This is a genomic window from Gelidibacter japonicus (assembly GCF_010725055.1).
Lineage (GTDB): Bacteria > Bacteroidota > Bacteroidia > Flavobacteriales > Flavobacteriaceae > Gelidibacter > Gelidibacter japonicus.
The window spans coordinates 338398-360823 of sequence record NZ_BJKB01000002.1; the positions used below are offsets into that span (position 1 = coordinate 338398).

Genomic DNA, 22426 nt, shown 5'->3' on the forward strand with positions numbered 1-22426 from the left:
GATGTATTAATTCTTAATATTTTATTTAGAAGCAAACAGCTTGACATCACTTTGACTCACTTCCTTTTCTCCAAGGATAATCAAGCGCTCCACCACGTTGCGCAACTCTCTAATATTTCCTGTCCAATCGTATTCCTGTAATTGCTTGATGGCCTTTGCTGAAAACGATTTGGGTGCCGTTCCATTTTGTTCGGCTATTTTATTCGCAAAATGCTCTATCAATAAAGGTATGTCTTCTCTTCGGTCATTCAATGGCGGCACCTGAATTAAAATGACCGCCAGCCTATGGTATAAATCCTCTCTAAATCTGCCTTCCTCAATCTCCTTGCTTAAATTTTTATTGGTTGCTGCAATGACACGTACATCCACCTTGATATCCTTGTCACTTCCTACGCGCTGTACTTTACTCTCTTGTAGCGCTCTTAAAACCTTCGCCTGGGCAGAAAGACTCATATCGCCAATTTCGTCAAGAAAAATGGTGCCGCCATTGGCAGCTTCAAACCTTCCTGCCCTATCTCTTACAGCACTGGTAAATGCACCTTTAACGTGTCCAAAAAGTTCACTCTCAATCAATTCAGAAGGAATTGCCGCGCAATTGACCTCAATAAGTGGTCCGGTGGAACGATCGCTCTTTTCATGGAGCCAATGTGCCACTAATTCTTTTCCTGTACCGTTTGGTCCGGTAATCAGAACTCTGGCATCCGTCGCCGCTACCTTTTCGATCATGTCCTTGATGTGGGAAATGGCTTTGCTTTCGCCGATCATTTCATAATTTTTGCTCACTTTTTTCTTGAGCATTTTATTTTCCACCACCAATTCCTTCCGATCTAATGCAATTCTGACCGTATTGAGCAATCTGTTTAAATCAGGGGGTTTCGAGATATAATCAAAAGCGCCTAAACGCATGGTATTGACTGCGGTGTCCAAATCACCATGTCCAGAGATCATGACGATAGTGGTTTCTGGTTTTATTTTCTTGACGGCTTCCAAAACCTCAACACCATCCATTTTTGGCATTTTGATATCACAAAGTACCAAGTCATAATCCTCTTTTTTTATTTTTTCCAATCCAATCAAGCCATCCGCAGCTTCGTCTACTTGATAGGCCTCATTTTCTTCTGAAAGAATTTTAACCAAAACTCTTCTGATACTTGCTTCGTCTTCTATGACTAATATTTTCGCCATTCTTTATATTTAAATTTTATTCTTGTTCTAAAATAAAAACTATTATTAGAAACGGAAATAAAAATCTGATTTCTATTTTTTTTCTAATTTGTTTTCATGAGAAACACCTAAGGTGTTATAACTTTATGCAAAAGATATTCCGTAGCTGTTGTCTTCAAATTTAAACACAAAATTAAATTTTGGTGATCTCATTAGGAGAGTCTGTATGGAATGTAAATCTTAGCAATTACTTTAAGCCCATGGCAAGTGTTCTGTGCGCAAACAAGGTACAAATATTCTTCTCATAACAACTTTTAAATCGAAATGGGAGGTCAAACGCCATCTAACTTCAAAATTTCTTACCCCCTATTTATTGAAGCTTATTCAGTTAGCCAATTAGTACTTACGTCTAATTTTTTCAATTAGCACCTCTCAGTACAGAGTTTCAGGCAATAACATCAATACTTCAACCATTTAAACAGCTCTTTATAAGTAGGCTTTTTACCGTACATTAAAATACCCACTCTATAAATTTTGGCTGCAAACCACACGGTAAACACGAAAGTAAACACCAATATGGCAAAAGACAAAAGCTGCTCCCATATGGGAACACCAAAAGGGATTCTCATGAGCATAACCACCGGTGATGTCAAGGGGATAAAGGAGAATATTGTTGAAACAGTTCCGTGAGGATCTTCTATGACCGTGAATACACCAACATAAACAGCCAAAACGAGTGGCATAATAATAGGCATCATAAATTGTTGGGTATCCGTTTCATTATCTACAGCTGCACCAATGGCAGCATAAAACGAACTGTACAAAAGATAGCCTCCAATAAAGAAAAACAAAAACGCCACACATAAATTGAGGATTGGCAGATTAACAAATCCGGCAATTAAATCTTGGGCAATATTTTGAGCGTCGGAAGACGCCATCGCCTGATTGATCATTTGTTGCTGTGGGGATTGAATTTGCATCAAATCGATGCCAAAAATTGCAGAAACCATAAATAACAATACGCCTCCAAGAATAATCCAAATTAGAAATTGAGTGATTCCAGCCAATGAGGTTCCTATTATTTTACCCATCATCAATTGAATTGGCTTAACTGAAGAAATAATAACCTCAATAATTCGGCTTGTTTTTTCTTCAATCACGCTGCGCATGATCATATTGCCATAAATGATAATAAACATAAACAACAAATATCCCGCAGCACCTCCAAAGGCGAGTTTTAAATAACTGTCAATTTTAGATGTTTTTTCACCTTCAAAGGTTTCCTGGCCAATATTTATCGTAGTTTTAGAAGCTCTTATCTGTTCAATATCTACTCCGTCGTTTTGCAATTTAATGTCAGACAAACGCTTTTCAATTCGTCGCTCCAAATTGGAAATTATGGATACGGAAGGAGATTCATCCGAATAGAAATTTACGGATTCGACGAGGTTAATAGTATCAGAAGCTTTTTTAATATACAGTAATCCAAAGTCCTCCTTAGCTTTAACCAGCTCTTTGGCCGTTTCATACCCAGTATCACTTAATATCGTATAGGTAGTATTCTCAGTGTTTTCAAAAGCCTCTGCAATAACCCCAGTTTCATCCAAGATTGTAATGCTACGTTTTTTATCATTATTGATCTGGGACAGATATGCCACAACTGCAACAAGGGCAATCATGATGATAGGGCTCAAAAATGTCATGACAACAAAAGACCTATTGCGCACTTTATTCAAATACTCTCTTTTGATGATGAGCGGTAAATGGTTCATTTTCAATTATTTTTTACAGTTTGAATAAAAATGTCATTGGCACTAGGGATTACTTCCACAAAATGATGAATTTCTGCTTTTGAAGTTAAAAAGCTCAACAAATCATTGGAAGATGTTTCATCAGGTAGTTTGATATTCAATTTGATATCGTCATTCAAATTTTTGAAAGTCGCCGGAAACACTTCAAATTTCTCCTTTATAATTCGCGTGACCTCTTCCGGATTGGAGGACTGCATACCAACTTCGAAGGTATTGGTCTTAAATTGGCGTTTTACATCAGTCAATTTCCCATCCAAAACTTTATTGGATTTATGAATTAGCGCAATATGGTCGCACATTTCTTCCACCGATTCCATTCGATGGGTCGAAAATATAACCGTAGCACCTTCGTCCCTCAACTGTAAAATTTCATCCTTAATGAGTGAGGCATTGATAGGATCAAACCCCGAAAATGGTTCATCAAAAATCAAGAGTTTGGGTGTGTGAATTACCGTGACAATAAACTGAATTTTTTGGGCCTGTCCTTTACTGAGCTCTTGGATTTTTTTGTTCCACCAATCGCCTATATCCAATTTGTCAAACCAATATTTCAGACGTTCTCTAGCCACTTGCTTTGACAAGCCTTTTAATTGAGCCAAATAGAGTACCTGCTCTCCTACTTTCATGGATTTATATAGACCACGTTCTTCTGGCAAATAACCAATATCACGGATATTCATTGGTTTTAATGGTTGTCCATCCAAAAGCACCTGGCCAGAATCTGGCATGGTAATTTGATTGATAATTCGAATGAGCGTCGTCTTACCGGCACCATTTGGACCCAAAAGCCCAAAGATACTTCCTTTTGGAACTGCAATGGATACTTCATTTAGCGCTTTGAAATTTCCAAAACTTTTGGAAACTGAATTGGCAACTAACAAGTTGTTCATAAAAAATTGCGTTTGTATGGCATGGTTTAAAGATGCGTAAATATATTAAATGTTAGAGTTTAGTTCAGATTATATACTTTTATTTTATCTTAAAACCACTATTATCATAGGAATTTCAAAAGCAATATACCCTAAAAAACAAAACCCACCCTTAATAAATCAAGGATGGGAAAAAATTGCTATGAAAAAGAAAAATATCACTAAAATAAATTAGTGATATTCAAATATAGTAATTTTTATCAAATTACCACTTGGTTATGAAAACATATCTTTAACTTTCTCAAAGAATGATTTATCCGAACTTTCCGGTTTAGGTTGAAAGTGTTCGTCATCTCTCATGCTTTCAAAGAATTCCCGTTGTTCTTTATTCAGGGTTTTTGGAGTCCAAACATTAATGTGCACCAATAGATCACCTTTACCATAACCATTGATACTCGGAATTCCCTTACCTCTCAATCGTAAAATCTTTCCGGACTGCACACCTGATTCTATCTTGATACGTACTTTACCTGTTACAGTATCAATTTCTTGACTGGTTCCCAATACAGCATCTGGTAAACTCACATATAAATCAAAATGCAAATTATCGCCGTCACGCTTCAAAGTACTGTGCTCTTCTTCTTGTATGGCCACTAACAAATCGCCCGAAATTCCTTTTCCAGGGGCATCATTACCTTTTCCAGATACTTTTAATTGCATGCCGTCAACCACCCCCGCAGGAATTTTGACGGATACGGTTTCCTCTTTAATAATCAAGCCTTGGGCATCCGCATCAGAAGGTTTTTTATCGATCATTTCTCCCGCACCGCCACAGGCCGGACAAGGCGAAGAGGTCTGCATTCGACCCAAGATGGTATTGGTAATCCGCATGACTTGTCCGGATCCATTACAAGTTGAACAGGTTTTATAGGTTGTACCTGGCGCCTGAACCTTTCGTTTTACCTTAAGTTTTTTCTCAACACCATTGGCAATTTCTTCCAAGGTCAAGGTAATCCTAATTCTCAGATTACTACCTTTAACGCGTCTTTGTTGTCCACCAAAACCACCTCCAAAACCAGAGAAACCACCGCCAAAAATATCTCCAAATTGGCTAAAGATGTCATCCATGTTCATGCCACCGCCATTGAAACCGCCTCCACCTTGGAATGCCTGATGACCAAATTGGTCATAACGTGCTTTCTTCTCTGGATTGCTCAATACTTCATAAGCCTCTGCAGCTTTCTTGAACATTTCCTCGGCCTCCTTGTCGTTTGGATTTTTATCCGGGTGATATTTTAGTGCCTTCTTGCGATATGCTTTTTTAATGTCATTCGCTGACGCATTCTTATCAATTTTTAATATGTCGTAATAATCTTCCTTCATGGTATGTTAATTCTAATCAATTCCTAAATCCTTACTCGCCTATTTAAAATCCTGTAATGACTTTAGGAAAACGAATCACTTTATCGCCCAGCTTATAACCTTTTTCAATGACATCAACAATCATACCTTTCAAGTCATCTGAAGGTGCAGGGATTTGACTAATGGCTTCATGTTCATCTGCATTAAAAGCATCTCCTTTTTCAACAACAACTTCCTCAAGTCCCTTGCTATTTAGGGTACTCTTAAGTTTGTTACGAATAAGTTCTACGCCTATGAGGAGCTCATTATCCTTTTTTTCTATTTTGGAAATTTCATGAATCGCTCTGTCAAAATCGTCCAAAATTGGCAAAAGTGACTGAATTACATCCTGCCCTGCAGTTCTGAACAACTCTATTCGTTCTTTTGTTGTACGTTTTTTGTAGTTTTCAAATTCTGCAAACAGTCTTAAAAACTTATCTTTTTCCTTGCCCAATTCTTCTTTCAATTGGTCCTCTACACTAACTTCTTCAGTTTTAACAGCTTCATTTACAGCCTCATTAACAGCTTCCTCAACATTGATCTCAATGTCTTCATTTTTATCTTTTTTGCTCATATTTTTGAACTTCATTTTTATCTTCATTTTGAATTGGCAAAAGTACTGCCATTATTCAAAAAATGTCAAAATGTCACAATATATTTTTCATGACTTGCCAAGTAAAAAAATATTATTTTTTGAAATGCTGACATTTCCACAATCCAACGATGTATTCTTGGTTGCACAAATCATTTATAAAATCATGGTTATCTCACATTTTACTCTAAAATATAAGGTAATGGCTTATAGTGTCTTTGGACTTTCTATCCTATTGTCCCTACTCCTGTTTTTTTTATCATCGCCAGATAGGACACATCCAGAACCATGGAATGATCCACAATCTATTCTCATTTTTTTATTTGCCGCTGCTATATTACTATTTGGATGCTTTCCTCTTTTAAAAATGGAACCCCTACGGATTGAATCCGAACGTATTATCTTTCAGAAATATGTGTTTGCTTCCAACATTAAAGAAGTGCAATTTAAGTATTATGATTACTACAAAATTATTTATGAAGAATCTGAAAATGGAGAATATGAGGCCGTATGGTTAATTAAGAATGGAAAATTGGCTAAGTCCTTCTCTTCTTACGAATATTCGAATTTTAAGGACTTGAAAGAGGCATTAAACATAGAGAATAAAGGACAATTGGACCTATCGCCAATAAAACAACTACGGTGTAAGTTAGGAGCAAAAATTTAAAAATTGGAGGCACTTTTAATTCATCTGACTCATCATAACGTTCATAGAGTTGGATGATATTCCTAACATTGAACCCAAAACTTCGTAAAAGCTATATCAAAATAGCTTCCAACGCAGGATGTACATTGGAATAAGTAAAGTCAAAACCAGAATCTTCTATTTTCTTGGAACTTACCCGCTGACTTTCGTAAAGTACAATATGCATTTCGCCTAGCACAAGTTTCATGAAAAACTTCGGAATGTTTGGCAAAATAAGCGGTTTTTGCAGTGTTTTTGCAATTGCCTTTGTAAGTTCGTTATTGGTAATAGGATTTGGAGCGACGCCGTTGTAAACTCCTTCCAATTCATTCTGAATAATATGAACGAAAATTCGTGATAAATCATAAACATGAATCCATGACTGCCATTGTTCTCCTGACCCAAAAGCTGATCCCAATCCTAATTTAATAGGTTTTACCATTTGAGGTAAAGCACCTTCAGTAGCGTCCAGCACCAAGCCAATTCTAACTTTTGACACCAACAATCCCAAGGTTGAAAATTCATCTACGGCGTTTTCCCATTCCGAAACTACTTCACCAAGAAACGATGGCGATTTTTTTGTGCACGATTCGTCATAATATTTGGTAAGTGAATCTGGATAAAAACCAATGGCACTTGCAGAAAGAATATGTTTAATGTGATGGTTTTCAATTTTTGAAAGCGCACTTTTCATACACTGTAGCGATTGGACTCTACTTTCAACAATCGTTTTTTTATATTTTTTAGTCCATCGTTTTGCGAGGCCCGCACCCGCTAAATTAATAATAGCGTCCACATCCTTAAAACAGCCGCTATCAATTATGTTTTTTTCGGGATCCCAATAAAACCCCTTGTAATTATCCTGAGTTCTAATTTTTTCTTTGGAAGTTGTCAAATAATGCACCGATATATTCTGCTCATGACATCGTTTCACTATTTCCTTACCTATTAAACCTGTAGCTCCTGTAATTAATACCTTCATCTATTTCTTGTGCTTTTTATAAAGTTAACCAATGAAAAACTGATTGTTTATCACTTTAACACAAGGTTTAACAGAATTAACAAATAATCGATTTTTTTAACGTTTGGAAATAGACGATTCACTCCGGAAGAAGACATTAGCATGTACCTTAATCGCTTATTCAAGGTCTTTTGCAAATAGACGTATTTAGTCGCGAACCCACTGAGTGATTAATAATTTATTCTGCTAAAGGACGCATTTAGCTCGTGCCTCGCTGAATGCTAAGAGCCTTTCCTGCAAAAGGACGCATTTAGCTCGTGCCTCGCTGAATGCTAAGAGCCTTTCCTGCTAAAGGACGCATTTAGCTCGTGCCTCGCTGAATGCTAAGAGCCTTTCCTGCAAAAGGATGCATTTAGCTCGTGCCTCGCTGAATGCTAAGAGCCTTTCCTGCAAAAGGACGCATTTAGCTCGTGCCTCGCTGAATGCTAAGAGCCTTTCCTGCAAAAGGACGCATTTAGCTCGTGCCTCGCTGAATGCTAAGAGCCCTTCCTGCAAAAGGACGCATTTAGCTCGTGCCTCGCTGAATGCCAAGAGCCTTTCCTGCAAAAGGACGCATTTAGCTCGTGCCTCGCTGAATGCTAAGAGCCTTTCCTGGCTCTTAGCATTTGAACTAGGTCGAATGCTTCGTTGCACGAAGCATTTCCCTTTTACCAGGTGGACCTGGTAGTTTTTCAACACCGAAACCAACGGATTGCATGGCTCGACGCACGCTCCCTTTGGCAGCATAGGTTACTAAAACACCGCCTGATTTTAAAGCATCAAACATGATTTTAAAAATAGATGTCGTCCAAAGCTCGGGTTGTACTCGCGCCCCAAAGGCATCAAAATAGATCAAATCAAATCGATCTTTATCTGTGATATCCTTGAATAACTTCTGTTGCTTATGAAGTATAAAGTAAGATGTTAGGCGTTTGTCCGTTTCCCACGGGATTTTATGCATCTCTTCAAAAAGTGCGGTTTTCTCTGGAACACGAAGCGTTTCTGGATAATTTAAAGCCGCCATCTCATTGGACGAAATCGGAAATGCCTCTACCCCTGTATAATATATGTCAATTTGATGCTCATCGGCCTGCAACAAGGTCAGAAATGCATTAAGACCTGTGCCAAGGCCAATTTCCAAAATGGAAATATTTTGAACTGAACCCTCCAAAGTTTCATTGGAAAGACTTTTCTGATCATAGCAAAAAAGCAAACCATGTTTGATATACACGTGGTTTGCTTCTTGTATGGCGCCATGTAGGGAATGGTACTGCTCATTCCATTCTTCTATTTGGATGGTCTTGGAACCATCAGCCGTGGTAATAATTTTGCGTTGCAAGTGTTATATACCTTTCAACAACACGCCGTCTGCCTCAAACGAAAACGTTGTTTTAGGCTCAGTGATTGCTGCAATTTCTTCAGCAGATTTACCCGCATCTTCTGCATAATGTTGCAATTCGTCAACCGGAACTTCATTGACATACGCCTTTCCATTGATCACGACTTCGCTTCCAGCGATATCTTTTGGCATGAAAAATCCGTAATCCTTGAATTTCACCATGATCTGATTGCCATCTTCAAGATTCACTTTCATCCAACAGCCCTTAGACTGGCAAACCTCATCTACTTTCCCAATCATTTTGGCGTTTATGGTATCTCCAACACTCATCGATCTATAGGCTTCAGCCATATCTGCTGTTGATTTTGCAGCATCGGCAGTAATCTCTTCACCAATTGACGTATAGGTCACAACTTCCTTTTCTACTTCCTGAACTTCATGTTTTTTATCTTCAGTTTTACACGCCATCACAGTCAAGGCAATTATAAAAACGATAAGATTTTTTTTCATATTTTCTTTGCTTAATGAGAAATTAATAGAGACAAATATAAGTTTTTTTAAAACAAATATTTGATTTTTTATACTGCAAGAAATGACTAAATTTGCAGCATCAAAAAAAATATGATGATAAAACACACTTCACACGAAATCGATATCGTAAAATCAGATACTACCAAAATTGACGCTGTTGATTTTGACAACTTAATATTTGGTAGAACTTTTACCGATCACATGTTTATCTGTGACTATGAAAATGGTGAATGGCAAACGCCAAAAATAATTCCTTATCAACCTATGACCATGGATCCGTCTGCACGGGTGTTCCATTATGGTCAGGCCGTTTTTGAAGGCATGAAGGCCTATAAGGATAATGATGGCAAAGTATGGCTTTTCAGACCTATCGATAACTTTAACCGTATCAACAAATCGGCGACAAGATTGGCAATGCCTGAATTCCCACAAGAATATTTTATGAAAGGATTGACCACCTTGTTGAAAATGGATAGTGCTTGGGTAAAGCCTGGAAAAGGAAACTCACTATATATTAGACCTTTTATAATTGCTACCGATCCAGCAATCTCAGCCTCTCCATCAAGTAATTATAGATTTATGATTATTTGTGCTCCGGCAAAAGCTTATTACACAGGTAAAATTCGCGTATTGATTGCCGAGGAGTACAGTAGATCTGCCAATGGAGGTGTAGGTTTCGCTAAGGCAGCGGGCAATTATGCAGCACAGTTTTATCCTACAAGTCTTGCACAAAAGAAAGGATTCCAACAGGTGATTTGGACGGATGCTGATACCCATGAAAGACTGGAAGAAGCTGGCACCATGAACGTGTTTTTTAGAATAAATGACACCTTGATTACCGCCCCCCTAAGCGATCGTATTTTGGATGGAGTTACCAGAAGAAGCATCATTCAACTTGCGGAAGATAACGGGATTGAGGTCCAAGTGAGACCTATAACAGTGACTGAAATCAAGGAGGCCTCTAAAAATGGTTCGTTAAAAGAGATTTTTGGCGCAGGAACCGCTGTAGTAATCAGTCCTATCTCAGCATTCGAACATGCAGATGAGCTTTTTGAATTACCAACCATTGAGAACTCGTACGCCGACACTTTAAAAGATAAAATGCTCAACATTCAGCACAATATGGCTGAGGACAAGCACGGTTGGAGATACCAAGTTTAAATACCAACAACAATTTTTCAAATTCCAAATTCCAATAATTAGACATTGGAATTTGGAGTTTTTTTATTTGCTGCTTTTGTTTTAAGAATCAAGTATTTTCTCAATATTTGGCTGAAAATAATTTGGGCCTTTTAACACCTTTCCGTTATCGCGAAATATAGGTTTTCCATCGGCACCCAACTTACTCATATTACTTCTTTGGATTTCATCAAAAATTTCTTCAATTTTATGCTGAAAACCATGTTCTATGATAGTTCCACATAAAATATAGAGCATATCGCCTAAGGCATCGCCCACCTCAACAAGGTCATTGTCATTTGCAGCTTCGAGATATTCCTCATTTTCTTCTCTCATCAATTTATAACGGAGCATATTTTTCTCCATTCCCAAATCAGCCTTTGGACTTTCCCTATGGCCAATTTTAAATGCCGTATGAAATGCTTTTACCGCATCCAGTTTTTCTTTCATATCAAATAAATTTTATAATGTCGTATATTTTAAGAGTTGAACACACCAAAATGGCCATAAACTAATAAAATGGAACCTGATATACATAACAACTTGCCATTTTCAAGAGAAGCTTGTTCAGATTCTAAAAAGGTTTGATTAATTTTGCATAAAAATAGCGATATGTTAACAAATGGTCAATTGATTTTCGGGATTTTATTTGCAATTGCTTTTGCTATAATCTTGATTTATACTTATCGTAAAGATTTAAAACTTCACAAAAAGTTCTACAAAGGCAGCATTTGGATTCTTATTGCCTTTATCGCTTTTATTTTAATGATTTTGGCGGTTAAGTATTTGTTTACTTGACATATACTGATTTAAAAACACTATCTATCAAAACGTTATTTTGAAAATTTGTCATGAGTCAAAGTTAAATAGCAGCTTCGAATAATGTAGAACTTTGAAAAAATCTTCACTGTGCCCAAGCCGCCATGATAGAATCATAGACGCTTTCTAATTAAGTTTTAGTTTTTTATGATGACATTTCAATTGTTCTCCGATGTCATCTCATAACCAAAACATTCCAATAGATGAGAACTCAATTACACATTCAAAATCATGTATTGCTTGCTCTTTTACCTTTCGCTCTCTTTTAACTTTTTTCAAGTATAGTATCAGCACAAACTTGGGATCCACTAGGCCCTGATTTTATAGGTCCATCCTATGTTGATTTCGCAAAAGCAGTCAGTATTAGTGCTAATGGTAATACGGTTTCCTTTGGCCTACCAAAAGGAGGCACGAGTATGGGAAGTCGAGTACAGATTTTTAATCTTAACGGTTCAGGTTGGACTCAAAAAGGCAATACCATCCTCTCTTGCTTGGGGTGGGGTGACTCGGTAAGCTTAAGCGCAAATGGAAAAATAGTTTGTATTGACGCTAACAATCAGGTAGTTATAACGGGTCCAACTCAGGTTTGGTGCAAGTATATCAATTTTATAGTACCGACTGGCAACAGACGGGATTCGATGTTATAGGAGATAGTACTGGAGATTCTTTCGAATCCAAAGTTGCTATTTCATCTGATGGAAACATATTTGCAGCTTCCGCACCAAAAGCTGATTATAATGGCAATTCCGACGTTGGACATGTTCGTGTTTATGGCTACAACGAAACCAATTGGATCCAAAAGGGCAGCCCAATAGTTCCCAAAGCCGATAGAAGTTTGGGCGTAACGCTCGATATGGATGCCACTGGCAACACTATCATCACATCAGGTGCCAATAAAACGATCAATGGTGTAGGCGCCGTCATAGTATATGCTTTTAATGGCACAGATTGGGTGCAAAAAGGTCAAGGATTTTTAGGAGTGGGCACTGAAGGCATAGGCAGGGAAGTGGCCATAAGTGCAGACGGAAATATAATTGCCTATAGTGCTTATAGCACGGCAAGAACAGGACAAGTAAAGGCTTTCACGTTCAATGGCACAGATTGGATACAAATAGGCAGCGCTATGGACGGAGAGAATGACAATGGTTTATTTGGAACCAAAATAAGCATGAGTGCAAATGGTACTATTCTCGCAATTGGAGCTACCGATGTTAACGTGACCGGCACACTACAAGCAGGTACCGTTACGGTGAACCAATTTGATGGAACCGATTGGAATCAGGCTGGCCAAGTTGTTACAGGCAATGTTAATTTTGATAAGTTAGGTTCAGCACTGGCATTGTCATCAGACGGCAACACTTATGTGGTTGCGCAAGCGCCTTCAAAAGCAACAGCGTTTGTTTATCGCATCAGTCAACCCCTATCACTCGAGGACAAGAAGTTTTCGAAAATAACCCTATTTCCGAATCCGACTAATGGCAATTTTAGCTTAAGCTTAGGACATCAGGCAGAGACTTTAAACCTCAAAATATTCAACATGCTGGGGCAAGTTGTACTATCCAGATCCTATACTTCAGTTGAGCGTGTTGAAAATCTTAGTGTTGAAGATCCAGGCATATATTTTATACAAATAAGCAACAGCAATGGCGGTTCACAAACATTGAGATTACTTGTAAACTGATCAATTTTGCAAAAAAATGATGACATCTTTTATTTCTTAAGATGTATTAAAAACAATACTATTATGACTGTAATCATTTCAATCATCACGCTTATCGTTCTCAATCTCTTATTATTGAAATTTAGCGTCAATAAGAAAACGGGAAACTAAAATATAGTTCCCCGTTTTCTATTAAATGTGCTTTGAAATAAGATTCAATTCTCTTCTTTCAAAAAACTATGTGCTTTACTATAATCCAGCATTTGGCTCGGAAAAGACACTGGTTGGGTTACTTTTATTGCCGTGATCTCACCGTTATCATCTCTTTCTGGCACCAAAACAGGATTTACAAATCCGCTATAAGGGGCATCAGGAAATTGCGCATTTCTTTCTAAAATCTCTTTATGCAATTCTTGATCTACCTTAACCCCGTAGGTTTCTACCAAATTTTCAACCGCCTTGAAATCGCCTTCCGATTTGATACGTTGGGTTTCCCGAAGTAACTGTCCAAATAGTTCATGCAATTTATCATAATCATTGATATTGTAATAAGTTTTACCGTCACGGGTGATTTTTTCGATGACATTGTCTTTTTTGCCTTTGTCAAAAACCCATGCACTCACCCATTGTCTATTTCTCATATGGGCCTGTTCAACATTATCACCCAAATTCAATCGGATCAATTGGGTCATTAATCCGTTGCGGATATAGCGATCATAAGCAGCCATCCCCACTTTTTTCCAATCATCCACTAAACCAAGTTCTTGCAGTTTTGGACTGTACAAATAATAAAGGCCCACCAAGTCAGCACGACCTTCTTCTAAAGTGGACGCATAGTTTTTAAGTGTTTCTTTGGTTTCACCGACACCAGGATTCAATTGTCCTGAAGCATGACCAACCACTTCATGTAAGGCGGTGTGCAACTTGCTTGCTACCTGACCGTATTCTTGCTCCAGTTTCAATTCTTCTTCATCGTTGACAAACTCTTTTAATCTGCCCGCGCTGCCTGCATTATTATAAGCTTCTATAATATTTCCAAGAGAAACCGATTTACTCCCAACTGCGGCTCTAATCCAATTGGCATTTGGTAAGTTCACTCCAATCGGTGTGCTCGGCGAAGCATCTCCAGCTTCACCTGCCACATTCACAACCTTATATGTAACTCCAACCACATTTTTCTTTTTGTGAGCATCCATTAAAGGAGAATTATCTTCAAACCACTGTGCGTTATCAGCAAGTACCTTCATCTTTTCTGACATGTCAAAATCATTGATCTGCACGATGCTCTCATAAGAACCTCTATAGCCTATAGGATCATTATAAACTTCAATAAAACCATTGATATAATCTACATTTCCCGCAGTGGCAGCTGTCCACGCCACATTGTAGTCATCCCAAGTTTGTAGGTCACCAGTTTTATAGTACTGGATCAAGAGACCTAAGGCATCTCCTTGGGCCTGGTTTTCAGCCACACCCTTAGCTAACTCCAACCATCTCACAATTTCATCAATAGCTGAACCGTATAAGCCTCCCGATTTATAAACCAATTCCTTTAATTCACCATTTTCCTTTACCAACTTGGAATTCAGTCCAAAAGACAAGGGTTTGTCCGGATTGGGCGACTTTTTATTCTTGTAGAATTGAATTACATCGGCCGTGGTGACATCAGTTCCATAGAAGTTAACAGCCGATTGTGCCACGTTATCCGCTCCTTTCGCTTGATTGATTTTCTTTGAATCTTGATCATTAAAAATCACATCAAAAGCTTCGCCTTCCAACTGCGTATTGGTAGCCGTCAATAAAGATTTCAAATAGTCTTTAGAATACTCTGCTTTTAATTTATCATTGGAATAATGGTGATGGATTCCATTACTAAACCAAACACGTTTTAAATAAGTCTCAAACGCTTTCCAATCTTCAGAAGATTTATCACCGTCATAAGTACTATAGATAGATTCCAAAGCTTTCCTGATTTTAAGGTTATGACGGTAATTTTGATCCCACATAATGTCACGACCGGCCAATCCTGCTTGGGTTAGGTAATACACTAATTTTTGCTCCTTTAAGGTCAAATTGTCCCATCCTGGTATTTGATACCGAAGAATCTTTACGTCAGCGAACTGCTCAACGGTATAGTCAAACGGCACATCAGCTTTTTGGGCTTCTACTGTGGCGGCATTCGGATCAGTAGTTGCTTTGGGTTCATTTTTACAAGCAATGGTTAAACTCATTGCCAATGCAATCCCGAAAATTGATTTTAAGTTCATTAATAATTTATTTTTTAATTGTTGTGTTACAAATGTAATATTTATTAAGATACTATAAAATTGTCTATCTTTGATAAACTCTACAAAATCACCCAATGAAATTTCTAAAATACCTCTTATTTCTACTTTTAATTGCTCTTATCGGAATGGCTATTTACGTCGCAGTTCAACCCAATGATTTTGAAGTGACGGAAAGCACTACAATTAACGCACCTAAAGCAGTAGTTTTCGATATCGTCTCAGATACCACTGATATGGATTGGTCTTCATTTTGGAAAAGTTCTGAAACAATGCAGAACACTATAGCCACTCCTAACGACTCCATTCTCCAAACGTTTACAAGTAAGCGAATAAAAAAATCAGAATTAAAATGGCATTTCATGTCCAATGATGATGGCTCAACCACCGTCACAAGAACCCTTGATGCAGATAATTTAGCATTTATGACCAAAGCAAAATTCGCATTGTTTGGTGATAATGAAGAGGAACTTACAGAGCAATTTAAAGCAGACTTGGAAAGTATCGATAAAAAAGTAGCACAAAGCATGGCTACCTATTCCATTAATATTGACGGCATAACGGAATATGGCGGCGGATTTTATTTGTACCAAACAATTTCTTCTACTGGAAGCAATAAGAATACTGCCATGAGAGCCCAATTTGATGATATTAAAACCTTTATGACTACCCATAACATCACAGCCAGTGGCATGCCATTCACCATTTATATTGAAATGAATCTGGAAAATGGGAATGTGATTATGAGCAATGCCATCCCCGTAAGCGAAAGAGTCATCATTGCAGAAGACAGCAATGTGCTCAGTGGATTTATGGAACGTACCAAAGCTATTAAAGTGACCTTAAAAGGCAATTATACCAATCTAAAAGAAGCATGGACCATAGCCAACAAATATTTAAAAGATCAGAATTTGGAAGCTTCGGATATGAGTCCGTTTGAGGTTTATAAAAATGATCCTGCCAAACTTCCCAATCCTGCACATTGGGTTACTGAAATCTATATTCCTATTAAAGAAACCCTTGAAGTCTTGTGAAACAACTCTTATTAGTTTTTGTTGGAGGTGGACTTGGTAGCGTCTTGAGATTTATTGTCGCGAAACTCCTCAACAGTCCTGAAACCGGTATTCCGTACGGCACATTCGTGGCCAACATTTTAGGAAGTTTCTTGATTGGCATTATTTTAGGATTGGCCTTAAAGAACAATGCCCTATCCCAAAACCAAATCTTATTTCTGGCCACGGGCTTTTGTGGCGGCTTCACAACCTTCTCTACCTTTGCTTATGAGAATCATGTCTTTCTAAAATCGGGTGATTTTATGAGTTTTGCTATTTATACAATAGCGAGTTTCGTGCTTGGGTTTTTAGCTGTTTTTTTCGGTATGTATTTGGTGAAAAGTTGATTAGAGCTGCTTCACAGAATTGGACAAGTTTCATTTCCACCAGCTATCCCAGATTTTCGCAGCAATTGTTCTATTAAAAACTTAAGCAATCCCCCAACCGAACACTTCTGACTGCCGACTGCTGACTATACGCTCAATGTCTTAGTTGAAATTTGAGTTCTTTCGCAGAGTTACACAGAGGGCTGAGAGAGCCGCAGAGATTTTTCAATATTGATTAGTTTCTGACTATCAAAATCTCTCACAGATTTTCGCAGAAATGATGGCGAAAAATCAATATCAAAATTTAAAGCCCAAAACAATTACCAAACTGAATACAGATATCTGAAAATTGTTGACTGCCAACTGTCTACTGAACACGGCTGACTGCAAACCACCAACTACCCTCTATAAACTTAGTGTTTAAACGCCATAACACCTGCTCTGACCTCGGCATCAACATAATTTTCGCGTGGAACGATCGGGCATGAGTACTTTTCGTCGTAGGCACAATAAGGATTATAGGCTGTATTGAAATCGATGTTCATGACTTCACCTTCTGGGATGCTCAAATCGATATAGCGTCCGCCGCCATAAGTTTCATCACCATTGGTGTCATCTAAAAATGGTAAAAACAAGTAGTCCTCAAAACCATCTTCGTTCATTAAATCCTGATCTTGATAAACATTTAATGTATACGATTCACCTTTTAAATCAAAGGTAACTTCACCATATTTTAAATACGTGGGAAGCCTATCCGTTGTAGTTTTCATTTGGAACGGCTTTTCATCTACTGATTTCGTGAAAGTTGCTTCTACAACATACAAAGAATCAAATTTAAAAAAATCCAGCCCTGTAAACTCTCTTCTATCTTTCTGTTTTAAGGGCGACCGTGAGGCATCTTTAAATTCTGCATTAAGATTTCTTTGAAACTCTGTCTCCCCTTGAATTGGTTGTTTGTCTTGAGCACAACTCCATAAAAAAATGAATGCCAACAAAAATGAATAAAGTGTTTTCATAAAAAAATAATTGATTTACAAACATACAATTTTAACTTATTTTCCATAGCTTTGAGCAACAATTAACACTAAAATCATGTATCACAGCATCATTTCCGACAATCAAATTAGGACCTCTACTTTCTTTGATTGGACTTGCGCTGTAATATGAATTTGATGTGTTTTCAGTGAGTAAGCAAGTCCGACCTAAATGTCGGATTTTTTGTTTTTTACCATTACAATAGTTTTTCCCAATGACGCTTTCTTGAATTCGATCTGATGATCGAATGTTTCAGTTAATAGCCTTTTGTATGAAAATTTTCAATTCCTTTAATTCTACCTTAGGCCAAACTTATCTCAATACGTTTAAGGGCCTATCTAAAGAAGTCTGGTGGCTGTCCCTCATTACGCTTATCAACAGAGCAGGCACAATGGTCATTCCGTTTTTGTCACTTTATCTTACCACCGATTTGAATTTCTCTTTGGATGATGTGGCATGGATCATGAGCGCCTTTGGTTTTGGCTCTTTAGTAGGTTCCTGGTTTGGTGGGAAACTGACTGATAAAATTGGATACTATAAAGTAATGTATGTCAGCCTTATTCTAAGTGGCCTACTATTTATTGGGATGCAATACTTGGAAACATTCGCTTTGATTTCCATTGGTATTTTCGTCTTGATGGCTGTAGCCGACATGTTTAGACCTGCCATGTTTGTAGCGCTAAATGCGTACAGTAAACCAGAAAACAAGACAAGAAGCATCACTCTGATCAGGCTGGCCATCAATCTAGGTTTTTCTGCTGGTCCAGCCATTGGCGGTCTCATTATTACCACAATGGATTATAATGGTCTTTTTTGGATAGATGGCATTAGCTGTATGATTGCCGGAGTTGTATTATTGAATGTACTGCATCCTAAGAAATCAAAAACATTGGATAATGAGATCAGTTTAAATCCAAAATCTGCATACACCGATAAATTCTTTATTATTTTTCTTTTGACCATGGTTATTTTTGGCATTGTTTTCTTACAGCTAATTTCGACGATTCCCTATTTCTACAAGGAAGGTGTTGGTCTCTCAGAATTTGAGATCGGTCTTTTAATGGCTTTGAATGGCATCCTCATATTTACCTTCGAAATGCCCTTAATATACTGGTTAGAAAACAAAACACACACGAAAATAGGATTGTTGGCCTTCGGATTAGGTTTAACATGTTTAAGTTTTATATTTTTGATCCTGGATCCGTGGCTTGGGTTTGTCGTAATAGGCATGGTTTTACTGACCTTTGGAGAAATGATTGTTTTTCCTTTTTCAAATTCTTTCGCATTGGTCCGCGCAAAACGTGGGCTTAAAGGAGAATATATGGCACTTTACAGTATTGCTTTCTCTATTTCCCATATTTTTGCACATAATCTAGGCTTTCATTTAATTGATGCCTATGGATTTCTTAAAACTTGGAGTTTTATGATTATTTTGGGCTTGTTTGGATTAGGCCTCCTGATCTATTTAAAAAGCCAAATGAAATCCCAAAACAACTATTAAACGATGACAACAACTTATAAAGTATTAATTATTGGTGCAGGACCTATTGGCATTGCCTGCGCATTGGAATGCAAAAAGAAAAATTGGAACTATGTGGTTATTGAAAAAGGTGCATTGACCAACTCGTTGTTCAATTATCCAAAAAACATGACCTTTTTTTCAACTTCTGAAAAGCTCGAAATTGATGAGATCCCATTTATCAGCATCAACCCAAAACCCAATAGAGATGAAGCCCTCGAATATTATAGACGTGTGGCGACCTCAAACGAATTGAACATTCACCTATACGAGGAGGTTTTAACAATAAAGAAATCAAATGAACATTTTGAAGTCACAACTTCCAAAACACAATATCGTGTCGACAAAGTAATTATCGCTTCTGGTTTTTACGACATCCCAACGCTATTGGATGTTCCGGGAGAAGATTTTCCAAAAGTCACCCATTATTATAATGAAGCGCATCCATATGCCATGCAAAATGTGGTTGTGGTTGGGGCAAGCAATTCTTCCGTAGATGCAGCCCTCGAGATTTGGCGGAAAGGTGGAAATGTAACCATGGTCATAAGAGGTTCGGAAATAGGTGAACGTGTAAAGTATTGGGTAAAACCAGATATCATCAATCGCATTAAGGAAGGAAGCATTAAGGCCTATTTTAATTCAGAAGTCGTTGAAATTGAAGAAACAGAATTAACCATCAAAACACCAAATGGAGAGATGACTTTAGCCAATGATTTTGTAGTGGCCCTTACGGGGTATCGCCCTAACTTTGAGTTCTTAATAAATTCAGGAATTAAACTCTCCAATGATAATGCCCGCTTACCACAATATGATCCCGACACTATGGAAACCAATATTTCTGGACTATATTTAGCTGGTGTTATTTGTGGTGGGATGGAAACCCACAAGTGGTTTATCGAAAATTCAAGGATTCATGCCAAAATAATCACCGAACATATAGAAGCATTAAGTACTAAAACCGAATAAGTCATGGAACAATGGGAAAAACTGCCTGTATTTCAAAAGGCACGTGAAATCATGGATCTTGTTGGCTCTATCATAGATTCCGTTGAAAAGACCGATATAGAATTTGAGGATCCGATTGAGGCCGAGATGATGCAACACAATCTCAAATACATGGGGATGAATGCTTCTATTATACCCGCCAAAATAGCAGGTGCCTCGTCTGAAGATATGCTTTATGACATCAGAATGGAAAATGCCGCCATTATCAGAAAGGCTGCAATGGAGCTGATTACGGATGCAAGGGGCTTGCAAATGCATGGCTATCCGGATACCGAGTATCTTGATATCTTACGAAATGAAATAGATGAATTTAGGGTATTGTTTGCTGAATGGGTCAAAACCTTCGATTGTTGGAACTATACTATTGATCGTTGGGGACTTTTCAATCCTCCCGGAGTCAATTATGATGATGTCGATCCTGACGACGATATACCTTTTAATTTTGATGATTTTGATGGGTTTGACGACCTTTAATCAAGAACCTCGAGGCATGATAACACTGCGTAAATAAAAATCGCTATTTTATAGGTCTTACCTCATTGTATTTGACCACATGCGATAATACAATCTGCGTTTTGGTTTCTCCATAAACAATCAGCTGGTCAATAAAACTTTCTAAATGCTTTTGATTTTTTAGGACCACTTCCATGACAATATTTTCATTTCCAGTTATTCTGTAGCAATTCAAAACCTCATCATAAGTTTTTACCTTTTCCAGAAACGGTTTCAGCATGCCCATAAAAGCTCTTAAAGTTATTATTGCCTTTAGCTGATAACCTGCCTCAAAAGGGGAGACAAAGGCATGATACCCTTGAATAATTCCCGCATCTTCCATCTTTCTAATACGTTCAGAAACTGCCGGAGAACTGATTCCAATTTGTCTGCCTATTTCAGCATTGGACTGTCGCGCGTTATGCTGTAAACTCTTTAAGATCTTCCAATTAAGGCTATCAATGCTCATATTAAAGAAAATTAACTATAAAACTTTAATTATTAAAGCAAATATAGTCTTTTACTTTAAAACCAATTATAATACCAATGAATTTGTCACTAAATTTGATAAAAATGCTATATTAACATGTCGAACCCAATTCCATCCTACCTACCTGAAATGCCGCTGTATAAAAAGGCGATAGAAATCATTATTCTTTCTCGAAGTATTTCAACATATTTAAATCAAGACTTAGCTTACTTAAAACCAGATGGTTCTGAAGATACGGATATTTATTTTTCTGGTGATATTGTTCAACAGTCCACTTCATTGGCTCCCGAAATTGTCAATGCGGAGATGGAGCGTCATTCCGATAAAAAATACAAGCATATTGCTTCTTTGGAACGACTGACCAATCTGCTTTATAAAAACTGCAAGCGTCTAGAAAAAAGCCATAGTAACGGTAGGGACTACCTTCCCATTTTGAGAAGAGAGTTAAGAAAGTTTAGAAGATTGCAACACACTTGGATGTTGACTTTGTAAGTTATTTAATTTAAAACAAATTCCAAATTCCCGGACTACAATCAAACCGATCTATTCCAATAAGGAAAATTGAAAACCCTATAGCTGCTTAGTTGCAGACTTTGCAGTGTTCTTTTTCCTGCAACTCTCCAACCAAATAGCCATCGTCATTGATTTTAAAATCACAACATTCTACAAAACCTTGCGCAATGAGTTTTCTTGCACGTTGGATCTGCGATTTCACGGTTGGTAGAGGTAAATCCAATCTCTCTGAGATTTGAGTTTGTTTCAAACCTTGGATATCAGCCAAAATTAAGGGTTTTCTATACTTTTTAGGCAAGGCCTTAATGATACCTCGCAAACAATCTTCTTTGGTATGGTCAGAATGGGTATACTCTTCAACAATGTGCTTTTCTTCTATTGAATAGTTGAGATTGTTTTGCCTAAAATAATCCATCACCGTATAACGGGCAATAGAGAATACCCAGGCTTTAATTTTATTTTCGTTTTTTAAAGTATCCAATTTTACATGGACTTTTATAAACGTTTCCTGTAGTAAATCATCAGTTATAACCTCATCATTCACTTTACTTAGTATAAAGTGTCTGATATCTTGCGCATATAAATCCCAAACTGTTTTCGTTTTCATATAAGACCATTAAAAAAGAGTCCTCCTAGTATAAAATTACTAAAACAGACTC

At 37.5% G+C, this 22426-nt stretch carries 22 protein-coding genes; 9 read left to right on the forward strand and 13 right to left on the reverse strand.

Annotated features, from left to right (window positions below; genetic code table 11):
* Nucleotides 1-21: 21 nt before the first annotated feature.
* The 5 genes from G6N06_RS03380 to G6N06_RS03400 form a co-directional block, all read right to left on the reverse strand.
* Nucleotides 22-1185, reverse strand: a complete 1164-nt coding sequence (locus G6N06_RS03380; protein ID WP_163514648.1) for a sigma-54-dependent transcriptional regulator — start codon at nucleotides 1183-1185, stop codon at nucleotides 22-24.
* Between the two features lie 437 nt (nucleotides 1186-1622).
* Nucleotides 1623-2936 carry an ABC transporter permease gene (locus G6N06_RS03385; protein ID WP_163514649.1) on the reverse strand — a complete coding sequence of 438 codons (1314 nt, stop codon included), beginning with the start codon at nucleotides 2934-2936 and terminating at the stop codon, nucleotides 1623-1625.
* Nucleotides 2937-2938: 2 nt separating this feature from the next.
* Complete coding sequence (locus G6N06_RS03390) at nucleotides 2939-3865, reverse strand: ABC transporter ATP-binding protein (RefSeq protein WP_163514650.1); 927 nt, start codon at nucleotides 3863-3865, stop codon at nucleotides 2939-2941.
* Between the two features lie 255 nt (nucleotides 3866-4120).
* A complete protein-coding gene (dnaJ, locus tag G6N06_RS03395) occupies nucleotides 4121-5227 on the reverse strand; it encodes a molecular chaperone DnaJ (protein WP_163514651.1) in 1107 nt (368 codons plus the stop codon).
* A 43-nt stretch (nucleotides 5228-5270) separates the two neighbouring features.
* Nucleotides 5271-5834: a nucleotide exchange factor GrpE gene (locus tag G6N06_RS03400; protein ID WP_371865801.1), complete on the reverse strand. Its 564-nt coding sequence runs from the start codon at nucleotides 5832-5834 to the stop codon at nucleotides 5271-5273.
* 55 nt (nucleotides 5835-5889) lie between these two features.
* On the opposite strand from G6N06_RS03400, the gene G6N06_RS03405 reads away from it, so the two are divergent.
* Nucleotides 5890-6504 carry a hypothetical protein gene (locus G6N06_RS03405; protein ID WP_163514653.1) on the forward strand — a complete coding sequence of 205 codons (615 nt, stop codon included), beginning with the start codon at nucleotides 5890-5892 and terminating at the stop codon, nucleotides 6502-6504.
* Nucleotides 6505-6595: 91 nt separating this feature from the next.
* Here the strand turns inward: G6N06_RS03405 and G6N06_RS03410 are convergent, their stop codons facing one another.
* The 3 genes from G6N06_RS03410 to G6N06_RS03420 all read right to left on the reverse strand — a co-directional run bounded on the left by G6N06_RS03410 (nucleotide 6596) and on the right by G6N06_RS03420 (nucleotide 9371).
* Nucleotides 6596-7504 carry a TIGR01777 family oxidoreductase gene (locus tag G6N06_RS03410; RefSeq protein WP_163514654.1) on the reverse strand — a complete coding sequence of 303 codons (909 nt, stop codon included), beginning with the start codon at nucleotides 7502-7504 and terminating at the stop codon, nucleotides 6596-6598.
* A 649-nt stretch (nucleotides 7505-8153) separates the two neighbouring features.
* Nucleotides 8154-8861, reverse strand: coding sequence for a tRNA (5-methylaminomethyl-2-thiouridine)(34)-methyltransferase MnmC2 (gene mnmC2 / locus G6N06_RS03415; protein ID WP_163514655.1), 708 nt, complete (start codon nucleotides 8859-8861; stop codon nucleotides 8154-8156).
* Between the two features lie 3 nt (nucleotides 8862-8864).
* Nucleotides 8865-9371 carry a DUF4920 domain-containing protein gene (locus tag G6N06_RS03420; protein WP_163514656.1) on the reverse strand — a complete coding sequence of 169 codons (507 nt, stop codon included), beginning with the start codon at nucleotides 9369-9371 and terminating at the stop codon, nucleotides 8865-8867.
* A 114-nt stretch (nucleotides 9372-9485) separates the two neighbouring features.
* Here G6N06_RS03420 and G6N06_RS03425 point away from each other — a divergent pair, with 114 nt between their 5' ends.
* A complete protein-coding gene (locus tag G6N06_RS03425) occupies nucleotides 9486-10553 on the forward strand; it encodes a branched-chain amino acid aminotransferase (protein ID WP_163514780.1) in 1068 nt (355 codons plus the stop codon).
* A gap of 81 nt (nucleotides 10554-10634) precedes the next feature.
* On the opposite strand, the gene G6N06_RS03430 is transcribed toward G6N06_RS03425, so the two are convergent.
* On the reverse strand, nucleotides 10635-11021 hold the full coding sequence (locus G6N06_RS03430) for a pyrophosphohydrolase domain-containing protein (RefSeq protein WP_163514657.1): 387 nt from the start codon (nucleotides 11019-11021) through the stop codon (nucleotides 10635-10637).
* Between the two features lie 958 nt (nucleotides 11022-11979).
* On the opposite strand from G6N06_RS03430, the gene G6N06_RS03435 reads away from it, so the two are divergent.
* Nucleotides 11980-13071, forward strand: a complete 1092-nt coding sequence (locus G6N06_RS03435; protein WP_163514658.1) for a T9SS type A sorting domain-containing protein — start codon at nucleotides 11980-11982, stop codon at nucleotides 13069-13071.
* 194 nt (nucleotides 13072-13265) lie between these two features.
* Here the strand turns inward: G6N06_RS03435 and G6N06_RS03440 are convergent, their stop codons facing one another.
* Nucleotides 13266-15317: a dipeptidyl-peptidase 3 family protein gene (locus tag G6N06_RS03440; protein ID WP_163514659.1), complete on the reverse strand. Its 2052-nt coding sequence runs from the start codon at nucleotides 15315-15317 to the stop codon at nucleotides 13266-13268.
* Nucleotides 15318-15412: 95 nt separating this feature from the next.
* Between G6N06_RS03440 and G6N06_RS03445 the strand changes: the two genes are divergently transcribed.
* Together G6N06_RS03445 and crcB are read left to right on the forward strand one after the other, a co-directional pair.
* A complete protein-coding gene (locus G6N06_RS03445; protein ID WP_163514660.1) occupies nucleotides 15413-16369 on the forward strand; it encodes a GyrI-like domain-containing protein in 957 nt (318 codons plus the stop codon).
* Nucleotides 16366-16734, forward strand: a complete 369-nt coding sequence (gene crcB, locus G6N06_RS03450) for a fluoride efflux transporter CrcB (RefSeq protein ID WP_163514661.1) — start codon at nucleotides 16366-16368, stop codon at nucleotides 16732-16734. The genes G6N06_RS03445 and crcB overlap by 4 nt, the downstream gene beginning before the upstream one ends.
* A gap of 392 nt (nucleotides 16735-17126) precedes the next feature.
* Here crcB and G6N06_RS03455 read toward each other — a convergent pair whose 3' ends face one another.
* Nucleotides 17127-17729: a DUF1684 domain-containing protein gene (locus G6N06_RS03455; protein WP_163514662.1), complete on the reverse strand. Its 603-nt coding sequence runs from the start codon at nucleotides 17727-17729 to the stop codon at nucleotides 17127-17129.
* A 290-nt stretch (nucleotides 17730-18019) separates the two neighbouring features.
* On the opposite strand from G6N06_RS03455, the gene G6N06_RS03460 reads away from it, so the two are divergent.
* The 3 genes from G6N06_RS03460 to G6N06_RS03470 are packed head-to-tail and all read left to right on the forward strand — an operon-like array spanning nucleotide 18020 to nucleotide 20746.
* Nucleotides 18020-19249 (forward strand): MFS transporter, encoded by a 1230-nt coding sequence (locus G6N06_RS03460; protein WP_163514663.1) that lies wholly within the window; start codon nucleotides 18020-18022, stop codon nucleotides 19247-19249.
* A 3-nt stretch (nucleotides 19250-19252) separates the two neighbouring features.
* The gene (locus G6N06_RS03465) at nucleotides 19253-20233 is read left to right on the forward strand and encodes a YpdA family putative bacillithiol disulfide reductase (RefSeq protein WP_163514664.1); all 981 of its coding nucleotides are present in this window, start codon (nucleotides 19253-19255) and stop codon (nucleotides 20231-20233) included.
* A 3-nt stretch (nucleotides 20234-20236) separates the two neighbouring features.
* The gene (locus G6N06_RS03470; protein WP_163514665.1) at nucleotides 20237-20746 is read left to right on the forward strand and encodes a hypothetical protein; all 510 of its coding nucleotides are present in this window, start codon (nucleotides 20237-20239) and stop codon (nucleotides 20744-20746) included.
* 43 nt (nucleotides 20747-20789) lie between these two features.
* Here G6N06_RS03470 and G6N06_RS03475 read toward each other — a convergent pair whose 3' ends face one another.
* Complete coding sequence (locus tag G6N06_RS03475) at nucleotides 20790-21233, reverse strand: Lrp/AsnC family transcriptional regulator (protein WP_163514666.1); 444 nt, start codon at nucleotides 21231-21233, stop codon at nucleotides 20790-20792.
* A gap of 117 nt (nucleotides 21234-21350) precedes the next feature.
* On the opposite strand from G6N06_RS03475, the gene G6N06_RS03480 reads away from it, so the two are divergent.
* The gene (locus G6N06_RS03480) at nucleotides 21351-21746 is read left to right on the forward strand and encodes a hypothetical protein (protein WP_163514667.1); all 396 of its coding nucleotides are present in this window, start codon (nucleotides 21351-21353) and stop codon (nucleotides 21744-21746) included.
* Between the two features lie 88 nt (nucleotides 21747-21834).
* Here G6N06_RS03480 and G6N06_RS03485 read toward each other — a convergent pair whose 3' ends face one another.
* Nucleotides 21835-22374, reverse strand: a complete 540-nt coding sequence (locus G6N06_RS03485; RefSeq protein WP_163514668.1) for a sigma-70 family RNA polymerase sigma factor — start codon at nucleotides 22372-22374, stop codon at nucleotides 21835-21837.
* Nucleotides 22375-22426: the final 52 nt, after the last annotated feature.

Bases quoted from the DNA above. Each gene is read 5' to 3' on its own strand.
- G6N06_RS03430 (WP_163514657.1), bottom strand. From the start codon at position 11,021: ATGAAAGAAAAACTGGATGCGGTAAAAGCATTTCATACGGCATTTAAA.
- G6N06_RS03485 (WP_163514668.1), bottom strand. From the start codon at position 22,374: ATGAAAACGAAAACAGTTTGGGATTTATATGCGCAAGATATCAGACAC.
- G6N06_RS03425 (WP_163514780.1), top strand. From the start codon at position 9,486: ATGATAAAACACACTTCACACGAAATCGATATCGTAAAATCAGATACT.
- G6N06_RS03475 (WP_163514666.1), bottom strand. From the start codon at position 21,233: ATGAGCATTGATAGCCTTAATTGGAAGATCTTAAAGAGTTTACAGCAT.
- G6N06_RS03400 (WP_371865801.1), bottom strand. From the start codon at position 5,834: ATGAAGTTCAAAAATATGAGCAAAAAAGATAAAAATGAAGACATTGAG.
- G6N06_RS03470 (WP_163514665.1), top strand. From the start codon at position 20,237: ATGGAACAATGGGAAAAACTGCCTGTATTTCAAAAGGCACGTGAAATC.
- G6N06_RS03420 (WP_163514656.1), bottom strand. From the start codon at position 9,371: ATGAAAAAAAATCTTATCGTTTTTATAATTGCCTTGACTGTGATGGCG.
- dnaJ (WP_163514651.1), bottom strand. From the start codon at position 5,227: ATGAAGGAAGATTATTACGACATATTAAAAATTGATAAGAATGCGTCA.
- G6N06_RS03445 (WP_163514660.1), top strand. From the start codon at position 15,413: ATGAAATTTCTAAAATACCTCTTATTTCTACTTTTAATTGCTCTTATC.
- G6N06_RS03460 (WP_163514663.1), top strand. From the start codon at position 18,020: ATGAAAATTTTCAATTCCTTTAATTCTACCTTAGGCCAAACTTATCTC.
- G6N06_RS03390 (WP_163514650.1), bottom strand. From the start codon at position 3,865: ATGAACAACTTGTTAGTTGCCAATTCAGTTTCCAAAAGTTTTGGAAAT.
- G6N06_RS03410 (WP_163514654.1), bottom strand. From the start codon at position 7,504: ATGAAGGTATTAATTACAGGAGCTACAGGTTTAATAGGTAAGGAAATA.
- G6N06_RS03385 (WP_163514649.1), bottom strand. From the start codon at position 2,936: ATGAACCATTTACCGCTCATCATCAAAAGAGAGTATTTGAATAAAGTG.
- G6N06_RS03440 (WP_163514659.1), bottom strand. From the start codon at position 15,317: ATGAACTTAAAATCAATTTTCGGGATTGCATTGGCAATGAGTTTAACC.
- G6N06_RS03465 (WP_163514664.1), top strand. From the start codon at position 19,253: ATGACAACAACTTATAAAGTATTAATTATTGGTGCAGGACCTATTGGC.
- G6N06_RS03405 (WP_163514653.1), top strand. From the start codon at position 5,890: ATGTCACAATATATTTTTCATGACTTGCCAAGTAAAAAAATATTATTT.
- G6N06_RS03480 (WP_163514667.1), top strand. From the start codon at position 21,351: ATGTCGAACCCAATTCCATCCTACCTACCTGAAATGCCGCTGTATAAA.
- G6N06_RS03455 (WP_163514662.1), bottom strand. From the start codon at position 17,729: ATGAAAACACTTTATTCATTTTTGTTGGCATTCATTTTTTTATGGAGT.
- G6N06_RS03380 (WP_163514648.1), bottom strand. From the start codon at position 1,185: ATGGCGAAAATATTAGTCATAGAAGACGAAGCAAGTATCAGAAGAGTT.